This is a genomic window from Bacillus sp. CPT56D-587-MTF, from assembly GCF_058792335.1.
Genome location: NZ_JBYTEF010000001.1, coordinates 3545515 through 3566008 on the forward strand (window position 1 = coordinate 3545515; position 20494 = coordinate 3566008).

The window sequence follows — 20494 nt, forward strand, 5'->3', positions numbered from 1 at the left end:
CTTTTATCGTTTTTCAGCGATTCTCAACTTCGCAGAACGCGCACGATTATTTTCTTCTAGCTCTATATCAGAAGGTAAAATCGGTTTTCTTGTAATAAGCTTTAATTTCGGCTTAAATTCATCAGGAATAATCGGTAATCCTGGCGGCAATTGTGGCGTTGTACTATTTCGCTTAAACGTTGTTTTACAAATACGATCTTCTAATGAATGGAATGTTATAACACTAACCCTTCCACCTGGCTTAACCATCTCGATAGCAAATTCCAATGCTTCTTCAAATACTTTTAATTCATCGTTTACAGCTATACGAATTGCCTGAAACACTCGCTTAGCAGGATGCCCACCCGTTCTACGAGCAGGAGCCGGAATACCTTCTTTAATTAGCTCTACTAATTCTCCTGTCGTTTCAATAGCTTTATTCTCACGATAAGCTTCAATTTTTCTTGCAATTTGTTTTGAAAATTTCTCTTCACCGTATTGGAAGAAAATCCTTACAAGTTGTTCATATGACCAGCTATTTACAACATCGTACGCTGTTAATGGGGCATCTTGATCCATCCGCATATCTAGCGGTGCATCATGATGATAACTAAAGCCTCGTTCTGGTGTATCTAATTGTGGGGATGAAACACCTAAATCAAATAAAATACCGTCTACTTCTGTTATACCTATTTCCTGCAGTTTTTCAGCTAAATAACGGAAGTTACTCTTTACTGTTATAAACTGTTCACCGTATGAAGAGAACTTTTCTTTCGCGTTTTGAATCGCTATCTCATCTTGATCAAACGCTATTAATTTTCCACCTTCAGTTAATTGGGATAATAAATAAGAACTATGTCCTCCTCCCCCCAGTGTACAATCTACATATGTACCATCTGGCTTTATATCTAAGCCGTCTACTGTTTCCTTTAAAAGCACTGTTACGTGTTTAAACATTGTTGCACCTACTCTTTTTCCAATTAATTATGTTGAATGTATCCCTTCCTCTAAACACATATTTCACGCTTAGAGAATGAAATAATACGAAAGAACGACTCATTTAACTTACCAACAAAGGCAACATACTATACAAATCGCTATTTTCTTTTATTATATACTAAATTTTATCATCTTTTGCGGGAATTTAAATAAAAAACTGTCGAAAAAGCGAATAATACGTTTACATTTTGTGCTATTTTGTCATATATTTAAGTATCCAACACAATTGCCATATTTAACACTTTTTTGATTGATAATTCAGAAAAAAAATCACTTCACAGTAAATTCAACGGAATAAAAATAAAATCCTGCTCCAAAGAGCAAGATTTTATAGTTTTATAACATGATGTTTTCCGTCCCAAGAAAAAGGGTTTTCCATTACACGATCAACGAAATCCAAACCAAACTGATTTAAATAATAACATACATTCCACACACGTTCTTGCGGTGCACCTAATGGACGAAGTGCGAATTGTATACGGCGGAATTTATTTAGCTGAACCTCATACTTTTTCTCAACATTTCTTTTCAACATTCTTTCCAGCAGTTCAATTTGTTCATTAATTTTCAATTCGTTTTTCCCTGCAAACGCACCTAACCCTGGCTCTATTTTCTTTACAAATTGCTGTAAAGATGTATGAATATCGGCAATTTCTTTTTTCGCCTTTTCAAAATGATCATCAATCGGTTCCTCTATTTGATTAGACAACCAGTTTTCACGCAATTTATCGACATCATTTAAAAACGGATCACTTTCTCTCAATTGCAAATCAAATAAATCCGTCGCTATATCTCTCTCCACATAAGTAATTGTAAGACGAGGAACGACAGGTGGCATTTGAAAACCGACAGTATGGAATACTTGTTGTAATTCACTCCAATAAGCTAATTCTCCTGGACCTCCAATAAATGCGAGCGTAGGAAATACATACTCTTGCATAAGAGGACGTGTTACAACATTATTACTAAAACGTGCCGGATTTCTCTCCATCTCTCCAATCAACTCTTCGTATGAAAAGGAATGCGCCCCATCCTTTCCAACAAACTTACCTTGTTGATCTTCAAGCAATACTCGTTCATTATCTATTTCCATGAATATATGCACTGCATGAGACTTCGTTTCAATAATCGGTTTGTATCCTAGTTCTTTAATTACTTCTTGCTGATTACGAAGCCCCTCTTGTACCTCTTTATACTTACTTATAATTCGCTTGAAAAATGGAATTTCTAACTTTCTTAATTCAGGATGATGTGAATCAACAAGGATTAAACCAGAATTAGCAAAGATTTTCGTAATAAGATGAGCAAAGAAATCTACATACGTATTCGATTTTTTCAAAGCATCATCAACAAATTTTAATACATCCTTTGTAAAATTTGTTTCTGGGTATGTTTTAAAAATCTCTTCAATCCAATTTCTACAATCTTCAACAGAAAGTTCAGACTCAGAAGCACTCGCCTTTTTCGGATTACGGTCATAAAAAATAGTTTTTTTCATCTTTTTATTTTTCGCTACAAAAGTATGGTTAATCTCATCCATATCATGGTCTTCACCCGCAATCCAGAAGACAGGGACAACTTTAACTCCTAAACTTTCTTCCTTTTCCTTTGCAAGCTGTAAAATTGAAATAACTTTATGAATTGTATAAAGCGGTCCAGTTAATAACCCTGCTTGTTGTCCAGCTATAACAACATATGTATTTTCATCTCCAAGCGCTTTTACATTTTGAAGTGTAGATTCTCCCGCTTGTAATTTTGTATTATATTCTAATAAATGCGCTACTAAATCTTGGCGGAAAAACTCCCTTTCACGCAAATCATGTAAACGTTGTTTAAAAGCATCTTCTGTTAACATATAATCAAAACATGACTGTATCTCTTTTTTACCGTTCATATAGTCCGCTACAACACCTTGTTGCGGAACAGAGATTTCTTTTATCTCCATATAATTCTTCCTTTCGTATCCAGTTCTCTCACCAATCCACATTGTAGTCAATGTTTCACGTAAAAGCAAAGAATAACACTTATACTCTTGTTTCTAACCCTTTTATTGCATCGAACAAAAATTGAAGTGTCGGAACTGGTAGTTGCTGTTTCTTAGCTTCTTCTAATACATATCCAACAATCGCATTAATTTCCGTCTGTCTATTCGCTCTTACATCCGCTAACATAGAGGATGTATTACGAGACGTTCCTTCACACACATTTCGTACCATTTGCCATACCATTTCTTTTTCTCCTCTAATAAGAAATGCGACCTCCTGAAACACTTGCTCCATCATTTGATAAAAAAAACGATTCGTGATTAATTCACCATTCTTAACTCCCAATAGTGCTGTCAATGGATTGATACATACATTTACTACTAATTTTTTGTGCATAATCTCTTCCCAATCCGTTTCTATTTGAACTGGAAAATAAGTAACAGGAAAATAACGGAATATTTTCTTGAAATGTATAGATTGACCACAAACCACTCCAAATTTTGTTACCCCTATCCCAGTATGATGAACGATATGCCCTCCCTCTTTTTTCGCACCATGTTCTACAATCCCAACAGCTATATTTTCACTCCCTATTTTCAGCATCTTTTGAAGATGCGACATTCCGTTTTGCAAAAAGATTAATGATGATGCCCCTTCCACAAACGGTAGTACGTCATCTATATGATATTGCTTCACAGAAATAAATATATAATCTAAATTTTGTGCTACCATACTTTCTATCGGTAAAACAGGTGGATATACTGTTTCACATCTTCCATCTCTAATACAAGTTACACCTGTTTCATTCAACTCTTCAGCCTGCTTAGCCGTTCTTGTAAACAACGTAACATCTTGGTTACTTTTTTGTAAATAAAATGTATACAATAGACCAATAGCACCTGGTCCGACAATTCCAATTTTCATTTTCACACAAGGGATTCACATTAAGCGCCCTTGCCTCCCCTCCTTTTTATATCTTTTTAAAGTACATGAGCACGCCCTATAATTTCGTTGTCCTCTGTCAAACAAATACACTCTCTTTTTTCGCTATGTATAATACTGCCTATTAATACACTTATACTCTTAGTTTAGCAAATCCTCAAAAAAATAATAAAAGAAATATACTATCTTCTTCATAAAAATAAAAAAATGAGTTATAATATTATTGTAAATATTTTTACTTTTCTGCATTCAACAAGATAACAAAAGGATGTGATGTAATGGGATTCCCAAAAGTTGAGCGCTTGCTCATCAATTATAAAACGTTAGATGAATTCAAAAAATTTAAAGGGTGCGGAGCCCAAGAACTATCTATGCTGGAAGAATTGCAAGCAAACATTATTGAAAACGACAGTGAATCTCCATTTTATGGCATTTATTATGGTGGATCACTAATCGCACGTATGAGTCTATATATGAAAAGAAACGGCGGAGAACCATTCGAAATTACAGGTCCTTACCTAGAACTTTATAAACTTGAAGTATTACCAACTTTTCAAAAACAAGGATTCGGGCAAATGCTTGTAAATCATGCGAAACAAATGCAATTTCCTATTAAAACAATAGCACGTATTCATTCAGCTGGTTTTTGGGATAAATTAAATTTCAACCCCGTATCAGTAACTGATGGTGATTTTTATATTTGGCATCCAGAAACAAATTTGAATGCGGTTACAAACGAAGAATCGGCTTAAAAAATAAAAAAACAGCTGTATAACAGCTGTTTTTTACAGAGTGTTGGGAAACCCTTTAGGGTTCCCAACACTCTGGAATCTTTTTTGATTTTAGCGAATAAAAACAACATAAAATAATAGAATTTTAAAAAATAGCCCTCCACCTGACCCTTTTTGGTCAGGTGGAGGGCTATTTTTTTCATGTTTTGACAAGCTGCGGTGAGATAAGCTTGCATTTGGACAGACTTCAGCCCTCGAAACCGGGCATAGCGGTAGCCATGTAGTTCTTTGGCGTCTGCAAAGCTTCGCTCTATAGTGGAACAGCGTACTTTATACAACCTTTTCCCTGTAGCTGTTAGCTTGTTTTTTCTAGCAATATCCTTATATTTCTCCCACACATGATGAGTGATAACTTTTTGTTTTTGTTTCTTTGAAAAGCACACCTCACGTAACGGACAAACAGCGCAGTCTTCTGGATTCGATTTGTATTGACGGTATCCTTCACGATCAGTTGTTACATATTCTAGAATACATCCCATCGGACAAGCGAAAACATTCATTTCTTCTACATATTTAAATTGGCTTTTCGGTACTTCTTTATTCCGTTTTCCAAATCGGCGATACCCCATCACCATAAATATATTCCGTTCTGATAGTTTCTTACAGATATATCCTGTAAAATAGCCAGCATCAAGGGCAACAGCTTCTACTTTGAAGTCGAATTTATCAATCTGAGCTTGGAGGCGTGCTAAATACGGCTCGGAATCTGCCATATTTCCAGCCGTTACATAGGTATCTGTAATAATATTGTACTTCGCATCAGTCGTACGATGATCCAAGAAATGAAAACCATTTGGTTTTCCATCTCTCATTAAAAATCCACTATCTGGATCCGTTGTACTTATACGAGTTTTTTTGGTAGGGGTATCACTTTCCTTTCTAGGTTTTAATTCTTTTTTCCATGTACCTCACGATCTTCGATTACCGCAGCTTCTAGCTCGTCTATATAAAACTTTGCTTTTTCTTTTTTATATTTATGTACAAATTTATTTTTATTGGCATTGGCCTTAATATGTGTAGAATCTGTCATCAGTGCACGTCCTCCTACCATCCGGTGCTCCGTCGCTTGTCTCACAATCTCATCAAAAATTTCTTCGAAAATATTTGTATGAATAAAACGAGTACGACGATTCCAACTGATTGTAGAGTGATCCGGAATAGTATCCGATAGAGAAAACCCTAAAAACCAACGGTAGGCAATATTCGTTTTAATTTCCTTTTCCAATTGACGCTCAGAACGAATACCGTAAAAATATCCAATAAACATCATCTTAAATAAAACAATAGGATGAATGGACGGGCGTCCATTGTTTTCACAGTAATAAGGGCGTAACTTCTCTTCAATAAAATCAAAACTAATTGTCGCTTCAATTGCACGAAGGAAATGATCTTGTGGAACCAACTCTTCTACAGAAACAGATACACGCTCATCACGATGATTTTTTAAAGCACCCATCATAAAAAATCTCTCCTTTTCCTCTTTTTTATCAGTGTTGACACATAAAAAGAGGTTCAGACACAAAAACAGGCTGTGGAGAAGACTTTCTCCACAGCCTGAAAAAAACAGCTGTATAACAGCTGTTTTTTATTTCTTAAGCTTCTCTAACTTCTCATTCGAGCGAGCATTGTTTCTTTCCGCTACCATTACACTTCTTTTTTGATCGATATAATCAAGTAATGTTCTATACTCTTCTTCATATACTGATAATCGCTCCAGAAGGCGCTCTCTTTCTGTTTGTAATGATTCAACTTGTTGTTGCAACACCGTTAAAGAGTTTTCATCTTTATAATTTTGCAAGAAATCAATAACATCATTCAACGTAATTGACGTAGGTTCTAACACCTTTGTCTCTTTCACTTCATAATGTTCTACTTTACGAAGTTGCTTTGCTTCCTCAATACGTTCTTTATATTGCTTTCTTACGTAAGAATTCCATCTAAACCCACATGCTGCTGGTGTACGAGATAAATTTTTTCCCACTTCCTTAAAGGCAGAAAGTTGTGTTCCACCTTCTCGAATATGCCGGAGTACTACTTCTGCCAGAAGCAAATCTTCATCATCAGTCCAAGCATCTTGTCTTGTTGTCGCCATCTCTCTAGTCCTCCCTATGCATTTTTTATTAAGCATATGCAGTTACTAGAAAAGATAGAATACAACAACTAAAGATTAAGACAAAAAAAATAAACGCAGAAGATATCTTCTGCGTTTATTTTCCCGCAATTACTTGCTGATTACTTCTTTACCTTTGTAAGTACCGCATGCTTTACATACACGGTGAGCTAATTTCGCTTCACCACAGCTTGGGCACTCTACCATACCAGGTACTGATAATTTGAAATGCGTACGACGCTTTCTTTTTACTGTTTTAGAAGTTCTTCTAAAAGGTACAGCCATTCTTCCCACCTCCTTAAAAGAAATAGTTATTTTCATATGAAGGCCTGAACCAGTCTTCCGATTATTTGTCAAAAAACTTTGCAAGTCCTGCCAATCTTGGATCAACAGTCTTTTCTTTGTCTTCTTCCGAAATCACTTGCCAGTCTTGACCTTGCGTCGGTGCTCCACCAGAAACATCATCACTGAAAATTTGCATTGGAATCTCCAAAAGTATATTTTCCTTGATTACGGGCAGTAAGTCAAGTACTTCTCCTTCTAAAGAATGAATTTCAGCTTCAGTTTCAAATTCTTCTTGTGAAGTTTGGAACACCTCAGTTGTTTTAATGTCAAATGGTAATGTCACATCTACTAAAGAGCGAGAACATGGTAAAACCATGCTTCCAGTTATATGTAGATGAAACGTAAACTTACCGGAGCCAAAATCAACTCTTCCCGTTACATGAACAGGATTAATTTCACGAATATCTTTCTCGACCTCTTTTAGCTCACTTACATCTACCATCTCATCCAATGTCAATCCTTTATTTCTCAATTTATTCAATTGATGGATGGACCATTTCATATCATATCACCTCAAGGCAACAAACAAAATTATAGCTAGCCATTTTATATTTGTCAATGTTTTTTCTTTACACTATAATGAAGTCATCATAGTAAATAATATATAGAGTATCACGTTTTTCAAAAAGATGCTACATCGAAAGGAGAGATTACCATAAAAGCTGGTGGTATTGTTGTTGAATATAACCCTTTTCATAACGGTCATCTTTATCATGTGCAACAGACAAAAAAGTTAACACAATCCGATATAATAATTGCCGTTATGAGTGGTCCTTTTTTACAGCGTGGTGAGCCCGCACTCATTTCCAAATGGTATCGCACTAAAATGGCCTTAGCAAACGGCGTAGACCTTGTTGTAGAGCTTCCATACGTCTTTGCAACACAAAAGGCTGAAACCTTCGCAAATGGTGCTATTTCCATTTTAAATGCCCTACGTGTTTCCGAAATTTGTTTCGGTAGTGAGGATGGACAAATCGAAAATTTTTATAATACCATCTCCATACAAAAAAACGAAGAAGAGACTTTTAACTGCCTTGTAAAACAATTCATGGACGCTGGTAATAGTTATGCAAAAGCAACATCGGATGCTTTCTCACACATTTTAACATCTGAAAAAAACATAGATATGTCACAACCAAATAATATTTTAGGCTTCCAATATATGAAAGCAATTCTGTCACAAAATAGCTCTATACAAGCTCAAACTATAAAAAGATTTGCCTCTCATTATCATGATGAAACATTTAATGACCAACATATTGCAAGCGCGACAAGCATCCGAAAACAACTCTTTAGCGAAGAAGGATCATTTACAACAATTGAACCTTTTCTCCCACAGGCAACCACTTCGCTTTTAGCAAATTACAAACAAAACTACGGGATATTACATAATTGGGAACAATACTTTTCATTTTTTAAATATAGACTCATGACGATGTCTCCAGGGGACTTACGACATATATATGAAATAGAAGAAGGTTTAGAGCATCGTATTTTATCAAAAATACAAAACAGTTCCTCCTTCTATTCATTCATGGAAGCATTAAAAACAAAACGTTATACATGGACTAGATTACAAAGAGCTTGTACACACATTTTAACAAACACAACAAAAGAGGATATACGTAGCGCAAATATAGAACAACACGCACCATATATTCGCCTGCTAGGCATGTCACAAAAAGGACAAACTTACCTTTCAAAAAATAAGAAAAAAATCGAACTTCCAATCCTTACTCATACAAAAACATTCAACCATGCCGCTTTAGATATAGAGAAAAAAGCAAACTCTGTATATTTCTCCATCATGCACGAACCGTTACGCACACAACTATTAAAACAGGATATAACACACCATCCTATTCGCTATGATGAAACAACTACAAAATTCCTATAAAAAACCTCTCTATTTCAGAGAGGTTTTTCCTTATCCATCTTTTCTAAATATGTTAACGCATCATCCAGCGTATCCACTGGTACAATTTTCATTTTTGTTTTAATATCCTTTGCAGTCTCAAGTGCATCTTTATAGTTCGATTTCTCCGCACCTTTTTCATTTGGCGCAAAGAACACTTCAGCCCCAGCATCGCTAGCAGCCACCACTTTTTGATTTATACCACCAATCGGGCCCACTTCTCCTTTTTCATTAATTGTACCTGTTCCAGCTATTTCATGTCCTTTCGTTAAGTCTTCTTCCACAAGTTGATTATATATTTCTAATGTGAACATTAAACCTGCGGATGGTCCACCAATTTCATTAGAATTAATTTTCACTTTCGGATCGACCACTAGTTCTCTTTCCGTAACGATAGAAACACCTATACCGACACGTCCATTCCCATTAGGAATCGTCTTTACATTTAAATTCTCTTTCAATTGTTTTCCATTTCTCATGTACTCAATACTTACAGCATCATTTTCTTTTTTCCCTGTCATATATTCAATAAATTGCTCCGTCTTTTCAAATGTTTTTCCGTCAACAGCTATAATAACATCACCAAGCTTAAGCTTTCCTTCTGACGGCATTCCTTTTGCCACACCAGCAACTAATACACCTTTATTTTCAAAAGATACTGAGCGATTTGCACGTTTATATGCATTATAAATCGCTGCATTTTGTGAATCTTTCATCGCATAATTTTGGCGAAATTGATATTCTTCATCACTCTCACCTTTTTGCAATATTTCTTCCGCTTTCGAAATATGTGTATATTTATTAAACTGTGCCGCTATTAAATTCACCACATTTGCTGGTCCCATTGAAACCGTAACAAGCATAAAATCACCAGATTCTTTCGTTCCACCCTCAACTTGAACATAAGGCTCTAATTTGGCAGCCATTCCTGGTTTTGTTATATAATACGGTAAACGTACGTAAACAAGTAACATCGCCAATATAACCCCTATTAAGATTGCATATATAAACCGAAAACGCTTAAACATTATGTTTCTCCTTCCACTGCTCAATTAATAAATAAATATTTGAAATATGTTTTTCTGCTTCTACTTCTCCAACTCGAATAATGTCTTCAATGTTTGTAAAAGCACGTGAACTAAATTGCTCTACAGCTGGTCGCATCATTAAATCCGATGCAATTTGCCGATTCATTACAAGCTCATGCTGCATAATTTCAATACTTTGCATGATTACGTCATAAATGGACGTAACATCGCCATTTACCTTAATTGGAGATACATCAACAGCGATAACAATATCGGCCCCTAACTCTTTCACAACCGATACTGGGATGCGATCAATGACTCCACCATCCACTAATAATCTTCCATCTATTTTTTCTGGTACAAACACTCCAGGAACAGATATGCTAGCCCTCACCGCATCTGCAACTGGCCCACTTGTAAAAACCACTTTTTCCCCCTTCAATATGTCAGTAGCCACAACAGCCGTCGGGATATCTAACTCTTCTAAATTTTTATTATATGTAAACATTTTAATCATATCTTTGACACGTTTTCCAGCAATAAATCCCATTTTCGGTACCGTGAAATCTAAATAATACTTCCGCTTAAAAACAGATGCCAATTTATACAATCTTTCAACGTTACTACTTGCCGCATAAAACGTACCTATTAGCGCCCCCATACTACTTCCTGCAATCATGTGAATAGGGATACCCGCTTCCCTTAAAACCTTTATTACACCAATATGAGCAAACCCTTTCGCTCCTCCAGACCCAAGTGCTAAACCAATCTTTGGTTCTTTCATTTTTCTCACCCTTTAATTTTTTTCATTCCTTTTTCATACTTATGGTCTAAATTCACTACGTATCCACGTATACTGAAATGAACGTTTTTTGGGACAAAGGGGGATTTACTTACATGTATGAAAAATGGAAGACCGCTTTCCTTACCATATCAACGCTATTTTTAACCTTTTCTCTTGTACTCCACCCCCAAGCCGCTTTGCAAGCTTCTATTCGCGGGTTAAATATATGGTGGGAAGTTGTATTCCCTTCACTACTACCGTTTTTCATCATTGCGGAACTTCTAATTAGTATCGGTGTTGTAAAATTTATCGGCGTTATATTAGAACCACTCATGCGCCCACTTTTTCGCGTTCCAGGGATAGGCGGATTTGTTTGGGCGATGGGAATGGCTTCTGGTTTCCCTGCAGGCGCCAAATTAAGCGCTAGACTACGAAAAAGCAATCTTTTAACTCAGATTGAAGCAGAGCGCCTCGTTTCTTTCACAAATTCTTCTAATCCACTTTTTATTTTCGGTGCTGTGTCTATCGGTTTTTTTAATAATCCGAAATTAGGAATTATATTAGCCGCTGCCCATTATTTCAGTAACTTTGCTGTCGGATTAATTATGCGTTTTTACGGCGATAATACCGCTTACAAAATTAATACACACACTACAAAAAAACGTCGCTTTCAAAACCCTTTTTTAATCCTTCACGAGACACGCTTACAAGAAAAAAGACCAATTGGTAAATTACTTGGGGATGCCATTGTTTCTTCTATTCAAACATTACTTATGATTGGCGGATTTATTATTTTATTCTCTGTGTTAAATAAAATGATTACTGTATTTCACATTACAGCAGCTCTTTCTTTTATTATGCAACATATTTTATCATTCTTCCAACTAAGTACAGATTTTAGTATACCTATATTATCAGGTATTTTCGAAATGACACTCGGAAGCCAAATGATTAGTCAAATAAATGAAACACCGCTCTTACAACAAGCTATGGTAACAAGCTTCATTTTAGCATTTAGTGGTCTTTCTATTCAGGCACAAGTTGCTAGCATATTAGCTGAAACAGATATCCGATTTAAACCCTATTTTTTCGCACGAATTATTCAAAGTATTCTTGCCCCTATTTTTACATTTGTATTTTGGACACCATTTTATGAGAAAGTGAGTTCTTTCTCGCCTATGCCAAAAGATATTCCTGTATTTTTATCCGAGCATCCTTCTATACTACATGAAATTTGGACATCTTTTATACATTATGGACCAATTTTCACATTATTTTGTCTATACTTATATGTTATTTTATTATTTTTGCGCACATATAAAGAAAAACCCCGTTCACTTTAACGGGGTTTGAAACTTTTCTTTTAAAGCACGTTCTACAATAGGAGGTACAAGATCTACTACACTTCCTCCATACCTCGCAACTTCTTTTACAATACTCGAGCTTAAAAATGAATATTGATTGTTTGTCATAATAAAAAATGTTTCAATATTTTCATCTAATTTTCGATTCATAGAAGTAATTTGCATCTCATATTCAAAATCAGAAACTGCTCGTAAACCACGTAATATTGCATTTGCATTACGCATTTTTGCATACTCTACTAATAGCCCACTATGCGAATCTACTTTTACATTCGGGATATCCTTTGTCGCTTCTCGAATTAATTCTAATCGCTCTTCAACTGAAAAGAATGGTTTTTTTGATGAATTGTTTAAAACGACTACGTACACCTCATCAAATACTTTTGCTCCCCTTTTAATAATATCCAGATGCCCAAGGGTAATTGGATCAAAACTTCCTGAAGAAATAGCTATACTTGTCATTCTGTCCCCTCACCTTCATACTTATAAATCGATATTGCAGTAATCCCATAATTCTCAGCTCGTACTTTTACAAGCCTTCCTATTGAATTAGGTAAAACTACATCATTACCATGCTCTGCCATAATTAATCCATCACTATGTAGCAATCCATGTTGATCCATTATACTAATTAAAGATACAATTTTTTGCTCTTTATATGGAGGATCTATCAATATAAGATCGAATGACATTTCACGTTTTATTAGCGCCTTTACTGCACGTTCCGCATCATTTCGATATACTTCAGCTTGTTCCTGTACTCTACAACTTTCTAAATTTTGATGAATTACTTTTATCGCTTTACTATCCCGATCAACAAAAATTGCTTTATCAATCCCTCTGCTCAAAGCCTCAATTCCAAGACCACCACTACCACCAAATAAATCAAGGGCGATACCACCATCAAAATAAGGACCTATCATATTAAAAATAGATTCTTTTACTTTATCTGTCGTTGGACGTGTTGTATTACCAGGAACCGCTTTAAGCGGGTGTCCTTTACATTTTCCTGAAACTACTCTCATCTGTTGTCACTACCTTTATTTCAATCTATCGAGCGATTATAGAAAGCCATTCCCACTTCGGTAACCGTTAACAAACCACATTCACCTAACTATAGGAAAACTCGGCCTCAAATAACCTCTCGTTATTTTTATGTATTCATCTCATCATTCACTAATATGAACCCAATATGTATATTAGTTCCACTTTATCTTTTTTATCCTATCACAAAATAAAAAAAAGAAAAATAAAAAGCCCAACATAAAATTTAATTTCATTATGTATATCTTCATTTAGATTGGACATAAATAATTATAACAACATCACCTTCGATGTTGTTGCCAACCGCGGAGAAGACTTACGTTTCCCCATAAGTTCTTCCTCCGGTTTCTCCTCTCCCTTTGCCTTCTTACTAGTACATGCTAGTATAAGAAGGGCCCTGCTATGCAGGGTTTTTTTCTTTGTGTGCTTTTCATTTAAAAAGTGAAATGGTACAGTAAAAGAAAGAGGAGGAAAAGATATGATTCAACGCTTTATAGAACTCGGAGAAGGCTACTCTGATTTATATGAATTACTTGAAATTGCCAAAACAAATCAAGAACGTATAGCACATATGTTACAATTTGAAACGATAAAAAACGATAAAAAAGTATGTTCGCTTGTTGTAATATTAAAACCAACTACTACTGGTGATTTCCAACCATTATACATATGTCGTGAAGGCATTCCTGTATTTGAAAATAAAAAAAGTAAACGTGTCATTTTATTTGAAGAAACGGCAGAACAACTCGGAAAAAAAGTGGCTACCTTTACTGTAAAACCATCTACAACTTTCCCAGAAAAAGAACTATTTTTTAATCATTTAATTGGTATTTTACGAATGAACAATTTCATTCCTCCGATGAAATAACACGTTATTTCAAGTGAAAAATCCCCGGCTAAATTTAGCCGGGGATTTTTTCTATTAGCTATAATCGTATTCTTTTGCTCGATCAGGACGGGAATTTTCAAATTCCGTTTTTAAATACGGGCGATACGACTGTTCTATCTTTTTCACAAAAGGAAGTTTGTTCAACTTATGCATCATATGCTGAATTTGTTCCATATCACAATATACTACAGCATATTTTAATCGTTTTGATATGTAATGTATGTTACCATATTTCCTTAAAATCTTGGCATGTTTCAATGAATGTAAATAAACAATCATACTTTGTCGTTGCCCGAACATAATCTTCTCCATCTTCTCCTTTTAAAAACATATATTTTATATTCTATGAAAACCAATCAGAAATTTATAACATTACAGGACAAACTCTGTATACGTTTTCTTCCAACTTCTAAAAAACGGGGTACATCACCCCGTTTTTTTACAACCACAACCTCCGCCAGTACCACAACCTCCACCACAGCCACCAGCATCAAAGAATGGATTTCCTGTTGGCACTTTAATGGAAGAAGACACTTCCGAACCGATTGCTACACTAACTTCGTCTAATAACTTCTGCAAAGCAGTTTCTGCTCTTTTAAAAGCTGCAACCTTATCATGTAAGTCCACAGAACGCTTTAATTCTCTCATTTTCATTGACACGGTAGTATAGTCAGGATGGTATTTTCCAAAACGCTGTACTTCCTCATACCGTTCTTTCATCGCTGTAAATTGCTGAATGAGCGTCTGAAGTTCCATATCTTCATGTAATTCTCTATAATACTTACGATAATCTTCTGCTATATCTGAACAGATAATCGCTTTTGCAAGCTGCTCTGCCTTATCTAATATTAATACGCTTTCTAGCGTCGCTACAATCATGAGAGACACCTCCGAGTATCCATCATACCACATTTAGATTAGAACTACTAATTGAAGTGACTTACTCAAAAGAAAGATATAATGAAACTATTTTTACACTATATCCGTACACACTTATACATTAATATGTTCCGCTATATTATATTTAAGAACATTCCACTTTCCACTATTTTGTTTCACATAACTAATACACGCATTTTTTAATGGTGTCTTAAATGTAATTTCATCTGGTTCAATGGCATGTAAAATCGCTTTTATCGCGTGTGAGTGAGCAACAATAATAATACGTTTGCCAAAATGAGTTGTCGCAACATCTTCTAAAGCAGCAAAGCAACGAGCTACAATCTCTTCATCTCGCTCCATACCTTCTACTTTACCTTCAGCAATCAACTCTCTAACAGCCGCAACCGGCTTCCCTGAAGCTTCTCCAAAATTCCGTTCAACAAATCGCTCATCTAATAAAATCGATTGTAATCCAACTGTCTTTGCAATTTCATTAGCCGTTTCTTGCGCTCTAATTAACGGGCTACTTATAATGATATCCCACGTTTCTTCTTGTAAAGCAGCTGCACTCTGACTCGCTTGCTTCTTACCAACTTCATTAAGCGGAATATCTTCTCGCCCCTGAATAATTTCTTGAAAATTCCAATCAGTTTGTCCATGTCGTACTAAACAAATTTCCGTCATGCTGCAACTCCTTTTTAAATAATCAACCTCTATTGTAACAAAAGTTCTGCATGACGGACATATTTTTCACTTCCAATTAGGTTGCATTTTGTTGCTTCATATACTGAAACATATCAATCATGATCGAAGCAACGGCCAATTGATTTTGAAACTTTTCCACTTTATCTGGTATTGTTTTTTTGAAATGTTGCATCGCCGCTAACTCAAAAGCCTCTTTTTCTTCAGGATTTCGTGTTAATTTTCTATACCAGTACGGTTGCTCTCTAATATAGCGAGATAAATCCTCATCAGCCTTTATAAACTCCATAATTTCTGCTCTCATCATCTTTCCCCCTAATCCTTTTGAAAGAAAAACGGGTTATTTTCTGAAGTACTTTGCTCTTGTTGCGTACGGTTACCTTGAAATTGCTGAATAACTTGTTGCACGCTCCCGATTGCACTCGTCACATTGGCTAAATGGTTCTGCATTTGTTCCACGTCCAACTTTTTAAAAAAAGAAAGCATTTGCCCCATCACATCAGCAGTTTTTTCCTCTTCAGTTCGATTATCTTTTTCTTTTTTATTTTCTTTTACCGAAGAAAACGCAGGCGCTCCATCCGGTCTATAAGTTGCCCATATTGGATCTTCTTCACCAAGTAAGTACCATTCTTCATAAAATTGTTGCCATGTTTTATGACCACTTCTAACCTCATGAACCATTTTAGGGTGATGGTTTACAAATTCTTTAAACTGTTGAACCGATGGATGTAACGGTCCTTTTGTTGTTGGCATAATCCTCACCTCTCCATGTATATCTACTATATAGTAAGAAAAAAAAGGCGCATGGTTCGCCTATTTTTAGACGATTCATGCACCTTTTTTTCTGCTATTTGCATACGGTCAGATTCCCACCTACAATTCAGTGAATACGAAGTAACTAATTTGGTGATTTTAACACCCCACCGCTTACAATTTCACTTTATTTTCGAATAAAGTTTTGTGTATAAAATTTATCGTATACACCAACACCTAATCCTGTAAATTGTTCATTTAATAAATTCTTTCTATGCCCCTCACTATTTAACCAACCTTGCACTGCCGCAATTCCATCACTATGTTGCGCCGCTATGTTCTCACCAGCAAGTTGAAATCCTACTTTCCCGCGCTGCAAACGATCTCCTAGTGTACCTAATGTAGGTGAGTCATGAGAAAAATAATTATTGTCTTTCATATCTTTACTATGACCAACAGCAACATCTGCTGTTTCCTGATCCCATGTTAATAATGGTAATTTATGACGACTTCGAATGATATTTGTTAAATCAAAAATTTGTTGCATATTCCCATTTTCTACTTGTTTTATTTTTTCTGGAGTCAATGGTTGTTCTGCTATTAATTCACCTGAATAAACGAGCTGGTACGGTCTTTGGCGTAATAAAGTTTCATCATCCATATAACGAACACCAATAAGCTCATGTGTAAATTGATCAAAATACAATTGCGCCCATCCATCTTCTACAGGTATTAACGGTTGTTCCATGACTTCGGTATCAGATAGCTCAAATTGATAACTATTTTTCCCTCTTTTTAATGAAATTTCATGCGAAAGCGGACTTTTTTTATATACTTCTTCATATTTTTCATTTATATAATAAGGTGGAACCTTAACTTGTTCACCAGCTGCGTATGCCGTTACAACTTTACGTTCAGAAACTCCAAATTGAACATACTGAGTTAAATCCTGGTTGTATACCCACCATTCATATCCGTATGCAGATGGCTCTATTCGAGAGGGTTCTCCCCACTTCGCTAATAAGTTTTCAGAGTCTTCACCAATCATATTTAAAACAGTGTCTGAGGAGTCTTCCTTAATTTGCTTTTTCTTTTTCACAATTTTATTTTCTTGCTTTGATTGAGATGGGGTTAATATATATTGTGAAACGAGTAATTTCCCGTATAAATCAACAGCTAAAATTAAAAATGTAATCATTACGATACGCAATAATTTCTTCAAACGATATACCTCCTGAACAAAACATAAAATTGAGATATACACAAATCCTTTTCTTTCTTTTTGTGTGTACCGTACTCTTTTCACTATATCATATTTTTGTGAAAAAAGTCTGGATTATCCCTTTTCTCTCAATATGAATTGCACTTTCTTATTATTCATACTATTATAAAAATAATGGTGTAACATTAAAAAAGGAGGTATTATATGCAATTTACAAATACGCAATTTAATGGAGCCGTCGTTGAATTAACTCTTTTAACTGAAATCATGGAAAACAACCACTTCGTACTTGCCGGACAGTGGGATTATGAGCGAGTTACATACGATTATAAATTTGAAATATTAAAGGATGTTTATTATTTACGAGTGCAAGGAGTTGCTGTTGAAGGTGACATTGGCAGTAGACACGCTGAAGTAAAACTACTTCCCCCCTTATTAGGAAAACATTATTATCCTCACGGCGTTGAATATGGTGATGATGAGACTTTCCCAACGAATGTACTTCAAAAAAGCGAACAACTCCTACAAAATGTCGAAAAAGAGTTAAAAGAATTTCAAATTATTGATTAACAAAAACAAGCGCATCAATATGATGCGCTTGTTTTATTTCCCTTCCCTAAGAATGAATCGTTTTTTTTACTGGATATCCATAAATAGATCCATCTTTTACTTTAATCTCATCTTCCCAAGGAACCTTATATTTACCTTCAGCTAAATCTTTTACAAACGTATATGGATTTTCTTTCACCCCACCAGGAGTTGCTACATATCCTCTTGAACCTAGATTATATATATTATTTTCCAATCCCCATCCTAATCTAGCCTGATCTGCTAGTTCTGGATATACTTCAGCAGTAACAATCTCCCAAGGATTTCGATGTCCCTGTACTAAAGTAGTCCCATCAAAATTACATACTTGTCCTTCACCAAAGTAATAAAATACGCCATCATAACCCGCTAAGTTTACCGATAATGTATACATTAAATTCTGCCATGCATTTGAACGATTGGTTAGCATCCATTGTTCACTAACTTGTGTACTATATCCAGAAATACGAATTAAGACATTTGCACCTTTATAGGCCGCTTCACGAGCTACTTCAGGGAACATGCCATCATGACAAATACAAACAGCTAATTTACTTCCTCCAGGTCCATCACAAACAGGTAAGCCTAAATCTCCAGCTTTCCAAGGCTCGACTGGCACCCAAGGATTTAGCTTACGATACTTCAAAATCATTTCACCTTGTGGATCAATAATAACTGCTGTATTATATGGCTCTCCACCATCAGGATTTTTCTCCATTATTGAAAAAACACCATATACTTTAGATTCTTTACATGCCTCAGCAAATAAGTCTGTTTCTGGCCCAGGCACTGTACATAAAAATTCTTCTGTAGTCCATTTTTTTGTATTGAGCCCTTGTGTACTATATTCAGGAAATACTATCAATTCTAAACCAGGGTAACCTGATTTGGTCGAATGAATTGTTTTTATGATTTGTTGAATTTGTTTATCAATGTCTGCACGCGATTCTACTACTGGTACTGGATATTGAATTAGTGCTGTCAAAAAACCACTAATCGGCTTTACCATACTTCCACTACTACCCATTTAAACTCCCCCTTAAAATAGTTCGTGTTTATTAAAGATAACAATATATATTTGTAACTCTCTAAAAAACTTGCACTACATATGGAATTATTACGCATGAAAGCTAGTAGTAAATTTTATCTCCACTTTTAGTACACGCCTACACTAACTTAACATAAAAAATTAGAAAATTCAATCTTTTAAGGTAACTAAAACTAAAAAGAAAAAGCGCATGGAATCCCATACACTTTTTTTACTTAGTCTGTAAATACGGCGGCAATTGTTGCAACTGCTCCTTATCCTTTTCACGTTCTCTACGTGCCCATCTAAAGAATACATAGCCTATAATTGTACCGTACACTATTTCCTGGACAATTTTCATTATGATACCACCAGTTTGCTGGTCTTGTACGACTGGCATCCAGTGCAAAAATTCTGGTCCCGTTATATTTAAATCTGATAAAGTGCCCGCTGGTACACATAGTTCCATCGCTTTCATCCAAGCAGCCGGATCCGTATACGTTGCAAATAACGGGGCTGTCGCAAAAATGATTAACGCACAAGCAGGCGTTAATAATATGCCATTAGCAAACATATAACCAAGTTTCTTTATATCACTTAATGTTTGATATTCTGGTAATGGATTTAACATCGGCCACCACATCATGATTGCTGTAAAAAACAATATAGCGAGACAAATAGGATGAGCTATTTGACTTTGTTTTACCGTATCAAAAACAACTGGTAAATGATAAAAAGAAAACAGGCCGTTAAATACAAATAACGCAATAAGCGGTTTAGCAAATGCCTTTAATATAATTTGAACAAACTTAAAAGAAGTAATGTAACGATATAACCAAATTGGTATACCAAGCAACAGTAACGGTGGAACTGCAATATACATGACTGCCATTTCAAACATATGAGCACTAAATATAATATGGCCAATTAAATCAATAGGCCCTCCCTTTACAAAATACAAAAGAACAATACCAGTCGTAAAATAAAAAATTTGCTTCTTACTTACCTTCGTCGCATTTTCAAATCGCATTCTATATGGCCCAATAATTAAGAAGTACCCAATAAGAATCGAAAGCATAAATAATAAAAAGATTGGACTCCATAAAGCCTGAAAACCAAATATCCACAAGTTACTCATTTTCACA

At 35.4% G+C, this 20494-nt stretch carries 23 protein-coding genes and 1 pseudogene; 5 read left to right on the forward strand and 19 right to left on the reverse strand.

Features of this window, described 5'->3' with window-relative positions:
* Nucleotides 1–3: 3 nt before the first annotated feature.
* The 3 genes from rsmH to panE all read right to left on the reverse strand — a co-directional run bounded on the left by rsmH (nucleotide 4) and on the right by panE (nucleotide 3887).
* Entirely contained in the window at nucleotides 4–936 is a 933-nt protein-coding gene (gene rsmH, locus AC3WVZ_RS18125; protein WP_233935237.1) for a 16S rRNA (cytosine(1402)-N(4))-methyltransferase RsmH, read from the reverse strand.
* 370 nt (nucleotides 937–1306) lie between these two features.
* Complete coding sequence (bshC, locus tag AC3WVZ_RS18130) at nucleotides 1307–2923, reverse strand: bacillithiol biosynthesis cysteine-adding enzyme BshC (protein WP_059303482.1); 1617 nt, start codon at nucleotides 2921–2923, stop codon at nucleotides 1307–1309.
* Between the two features lie 79 nt (nucleotides 2924–3002).
* A complete protein-coding gene (gene panE / locus AC3WVZ_RS18135) occupies nucleotides 3003–3887 on the reverse strand; it encodes a 2-dehydropantoate 2-reductase (RefSeq protein WP_002164452.1) in 885 nt (294 codons plus the stop codon).
* A 296-nt stretch (nucleotides 3888–4183) separates the two neighbouring features.
* Here panE and AC3WVZ_RS18140 point away from each other — a divergent pair, with 296 nt between their 5' ends.
* On the forward strand, nucleotides 4184–4657 hold the full coding sequence (locus AC3WVZ_RS18140) for an N-acetyltransferase (protein WP_000506694.1): 474 nt from the start codon (nucleotides 4184–4186) through the stop codon (nucleotides 4655–4657).
* Nucleotides 4658–4785: 128 nt separating this feature from the next.
* On the opposite strand, the pseudogene AC3WVZ_RS18145 reads toward AC3WVZ_RS18140, so the two are convergent.
* The 4 genes and pseudogenes from AC3WVZ_RS18145 to AC3WVZ_RS18160 form a co-directional block, all read right to left on the reverse strand.
* Nucleotides 4786–6155, reverse strand: a pseudogene (locus AC3WVZ_RS18145) (IS1182-like element ISBth7 family transposase); the annotation flags it as partial.
* 126 nt (nucleotides 6156–6281) lie between these two features.
* Nucleotides 6282–6788 carry an RsfA family transcriptional regulator gene (locus tag AC3WVZ_RS18150; protein WP_000246467.1) on the reverse strand — a complete coding sequence of 169 codons (507 nt, stop codon included), beginning with the start codon at nucleotides 6786–6788 and terminating at the stop codon, nucleotides 6282–6284.
* 129 nt (nucleotides 6789–6917) lie between these two features.
* Nucleotides 6918–7091, reverse strand: a complete 174-nt coding sequence (gene rpmF / locus AC3WVZ_RS18155) for a 50S ribosomal protein L32 (RefSeq protein ID WP_001984764.1) — start codon at nucleotides 7089–7091, stop codon at nucleotides 6918–6920.
* Nucleotides 7092–7152: 61 nt separating this feature from the next.
* Nucleotides 7153–7653, reverse strand: a complete 501-nt coding sequence (locus tag AC3WVZ_RS18160) for a YceD family protein (RefSeq protein ID WP_000872149.1) — start codon at nucleotides 7651–7653, stop codon at nucleotides 7153–7155.
* 213 nt (nucleotides 7654–7866) lie between these two features.
* Here AC3WVZ_RS18160 and AC3WVZ_RS18165 point away from each other — a divergent pair, with 213 nt between their 5' ends.
* Complete coding sequence (locus AC3WVZ_RS18165; protein WP_233935239.1) at nucleotides 7867–9048, forward strand: nucleotidyltransferase; 1182 nt, start codon at nucleotides 7867–7869, stop codon at nucleotides 9046–9048.
* A gap of 14 nt (nucleotides 9049–9062) precedes the next feature.
* Here the strand turns inward: AC3WVZ_RS18165 and AC3WVZ_RS18170 are convergent, their stop codons facing one another.
* Complete coding sequence (locus AC3WVZ_RS18170; protein WP_100650889.1) at nucleotides 9063–10094, reverse strand: SepM family pheromone-processing serine protease; 1032 nt, start codon at nucleotides 10092–10094, stop codon at nucleotides 9063–9065.
* Nucleotides 10087–10878: a patatin-like phospholipase family protein gene (locus tag AC3WVZ_RS18175; protein ID WP_000662588.1), complete on the reverse strand. Its 792-nt coding sequence runs from the start codon at nucleotides 10876–10878 to the stop codon at nucleotides 10087–10089. The genes AC3WVZ_RS18170 and AC3WVZ_RS18175 overlap by 8 nt, the downstream gene beginning before the upstream one ends.
* Nucleotides 10879–10991: 113 nt before the next feature.
* On the opposite strand from AC3WVZ_RS18175, the gene ylbJ reads away from it, so the two are divergent.
* Entirely contained in the window at nucleotides 10992–12221 is a 1230-nt protein-coding gene (gene ylbJ / locus AC3WVZ_RS18180) for a sporulation integral membrane protein YlbJ (protein ID WP_000273082.1), read from the forward strand.
* On the opposite strand, the gene coaD is transcribed toward ylbJ, so the two are convergent.
* Complete coding sequence (gene coaD, locus AC3WVZ_RS18185; protein WP_000200601.1) at nucleotides 12213–12704, reverse strand: pantetheine-phosphate adenylyltransferase; 492 nt, start codon at nucleotides 12702–12704, stop codon at nucleotides 12213–12215. The genes ylbJ and coaD overlap by 9 nt on opposite strands.
* The gene (gene rsmD, locus AC3WVZ_RS18190) at nucleotides 12701–13267 is read right to left on the reverse strand and encodes a 16S rRNA (guanine(966)-N(2))-methyltransferase RsmD (RefSeq protein WP_001266978.1); all 567 of its coding nucleotides are present in this window, start codon (nucleotides 13265–13267) and stop codon (nucleotides 12701–12703) included. The genes coaD and rsmD overlap by 4 nt, the downstream gene beginning before the upstream one ends.
* Before the next feature lie 497 nt (nucleotides 13268–13764).
* Here rsmD and AC3WVZ_RS18195 point away from each other — a divergent pair, with 497 nt between their 5' ends.
* Nucleotides 13765–14154, forward strand: a complete 390-nt coding sequence (locus tag AC3WVZ_RS18195; RefSeq protein WP_000616017.1) for a DUF7147 family protein — start codon at nucleotides 13765–13767, stop codon at nucleotides 14152–14154.
* A 54-nt stretch (nucleotides 14155–14208) separates the two neighbouring features.
* Here the strand turns inward: AC3WVZ_RS18195 and AC3WVZ_RS18200 are convergent, their stop codons facing one another.
* From AC3WVZ_RS18200 to AC3WVZ_RS18225, 6 genes are all read right to left on the reverse strand, one after another.
* The gene (locus tag AC3WVZ_RS18200) at nucleotides 14209–14475 is read right to left on the reverse strand and encodes a YlbG family protein (protein ID WP_233936588.1); all 267 of its coding nucleotides are present in this window, start codon (nucleotides 14473–14475) and stop codon (nucleotides 14209–14211) included.
* Between the two features lie 126 nt (nucleotides 14476–14601).
* Nucleotides 14602–15054 (reverse strand): YlbF/YmcA family competence regulator, encoded by a 453-nt coding sequence (locus AC3WVZ_RS18205; protein WP_000634366.1) that lies wholly within the window; start codon nucleotides 15052–15054, stop codon nucleotides 14602–14604.
* Between the two features lie 114 nt (nucleotides 15055–15168).
* Nucleotides 15169–15741, reverse strand: coding sequence for a histidine phosphatase family protein (locus tag AC3WVZ_RS18210; RefSeq protein ID WP_233935240.1), 573 nt, complete (start codon nucleotides 15739–15741; stop codon nucleotides 15169–15171).
* A gap of 76 nt (nucleotides 15742–15817) precedes the next feature.
* A complete protein-coding gene (locus tag AC3WVZ_RS18215) occupies nucleotides 15818–16063 on the reverse strand; it encodes a YlbE-like family protein (RefSeq protein ID WP_001200990.1) in 246 nt (81 codons plus the stop codon).
* An 11-nt stretch (nucleotides 16064–16074) separates the two neighbouring features.
* A complete protein-coding gene (locus tag AC3WVZ_RS18220) occupies nucleotides 16075–16512 on the reverse strand; it encodes a YlbD family protein (protein ID WP_001143346.1) in 438 nt (145 codons plus the stop codon).
* A 187-nt stretch (nucleotides 16513–16699) separates the two neighbouring features.
* A complete protein-coding gene (locus tag AC3WVZ_RS18225; RefSeq protein WP_000735375.1) occupies nucleotides 16700–17734 on the reverse strand; it encodes a CAP domain-containing protein in 1035 nt (344 codons plus the stop codon).
* A 204-nt stretch (nucleotides 17735–17938) separates the two neighbouring features.
* On the opposite strand from AC3WVZ_RS18225, the gene AC3WVZ_RS18230 reads away from it, so the two are divergent.
* Nucleotides 17939–18304: a YugN family protein gene (locus AC3WVZ_RS18230; protein WP_001160952.1), complete on the forward strand. Its 366-nt coding sequence runs from the start codon at nucleotides 17939–17941 to the stop codon at nucleotides 18302–18304.
* A 46-nt stretch (nucleotides 18305–18350) separates the two neighbouring features.
* Here AC3WVZ_RS18230 and AC3WVZ_RS18235 read toward each other — a convergent pair whose 3' ends face one another.
* Nucleotides 18351–19349: a formamidase gene (locus AC3WVZ_RS18235; protein ID WP_000535802.1), complete on the reverse strand. Its 999-nt coding sequence runs from the start codon at nucleotides 19347–19349 to the stop codon at nucleotides 18351–18353.
* A gap of 232 nt (nucleotides 19350–19581) precedes the next feature.
* Nucleotides 19582–20487, reverse strand: a complete 906-nt coding sequence (ctaG, locus tag AC3WVZ_RS18240) for a cytochrome c oxidase assembly factor CtaG (RefSeq protein ID WP_000069023.1) — start codon at nucleotides 20485–20487, stop codon at nucleotides 19582–19584.
* Nucleotides 20488–20494: the final 7 nt, after the last annotated feature.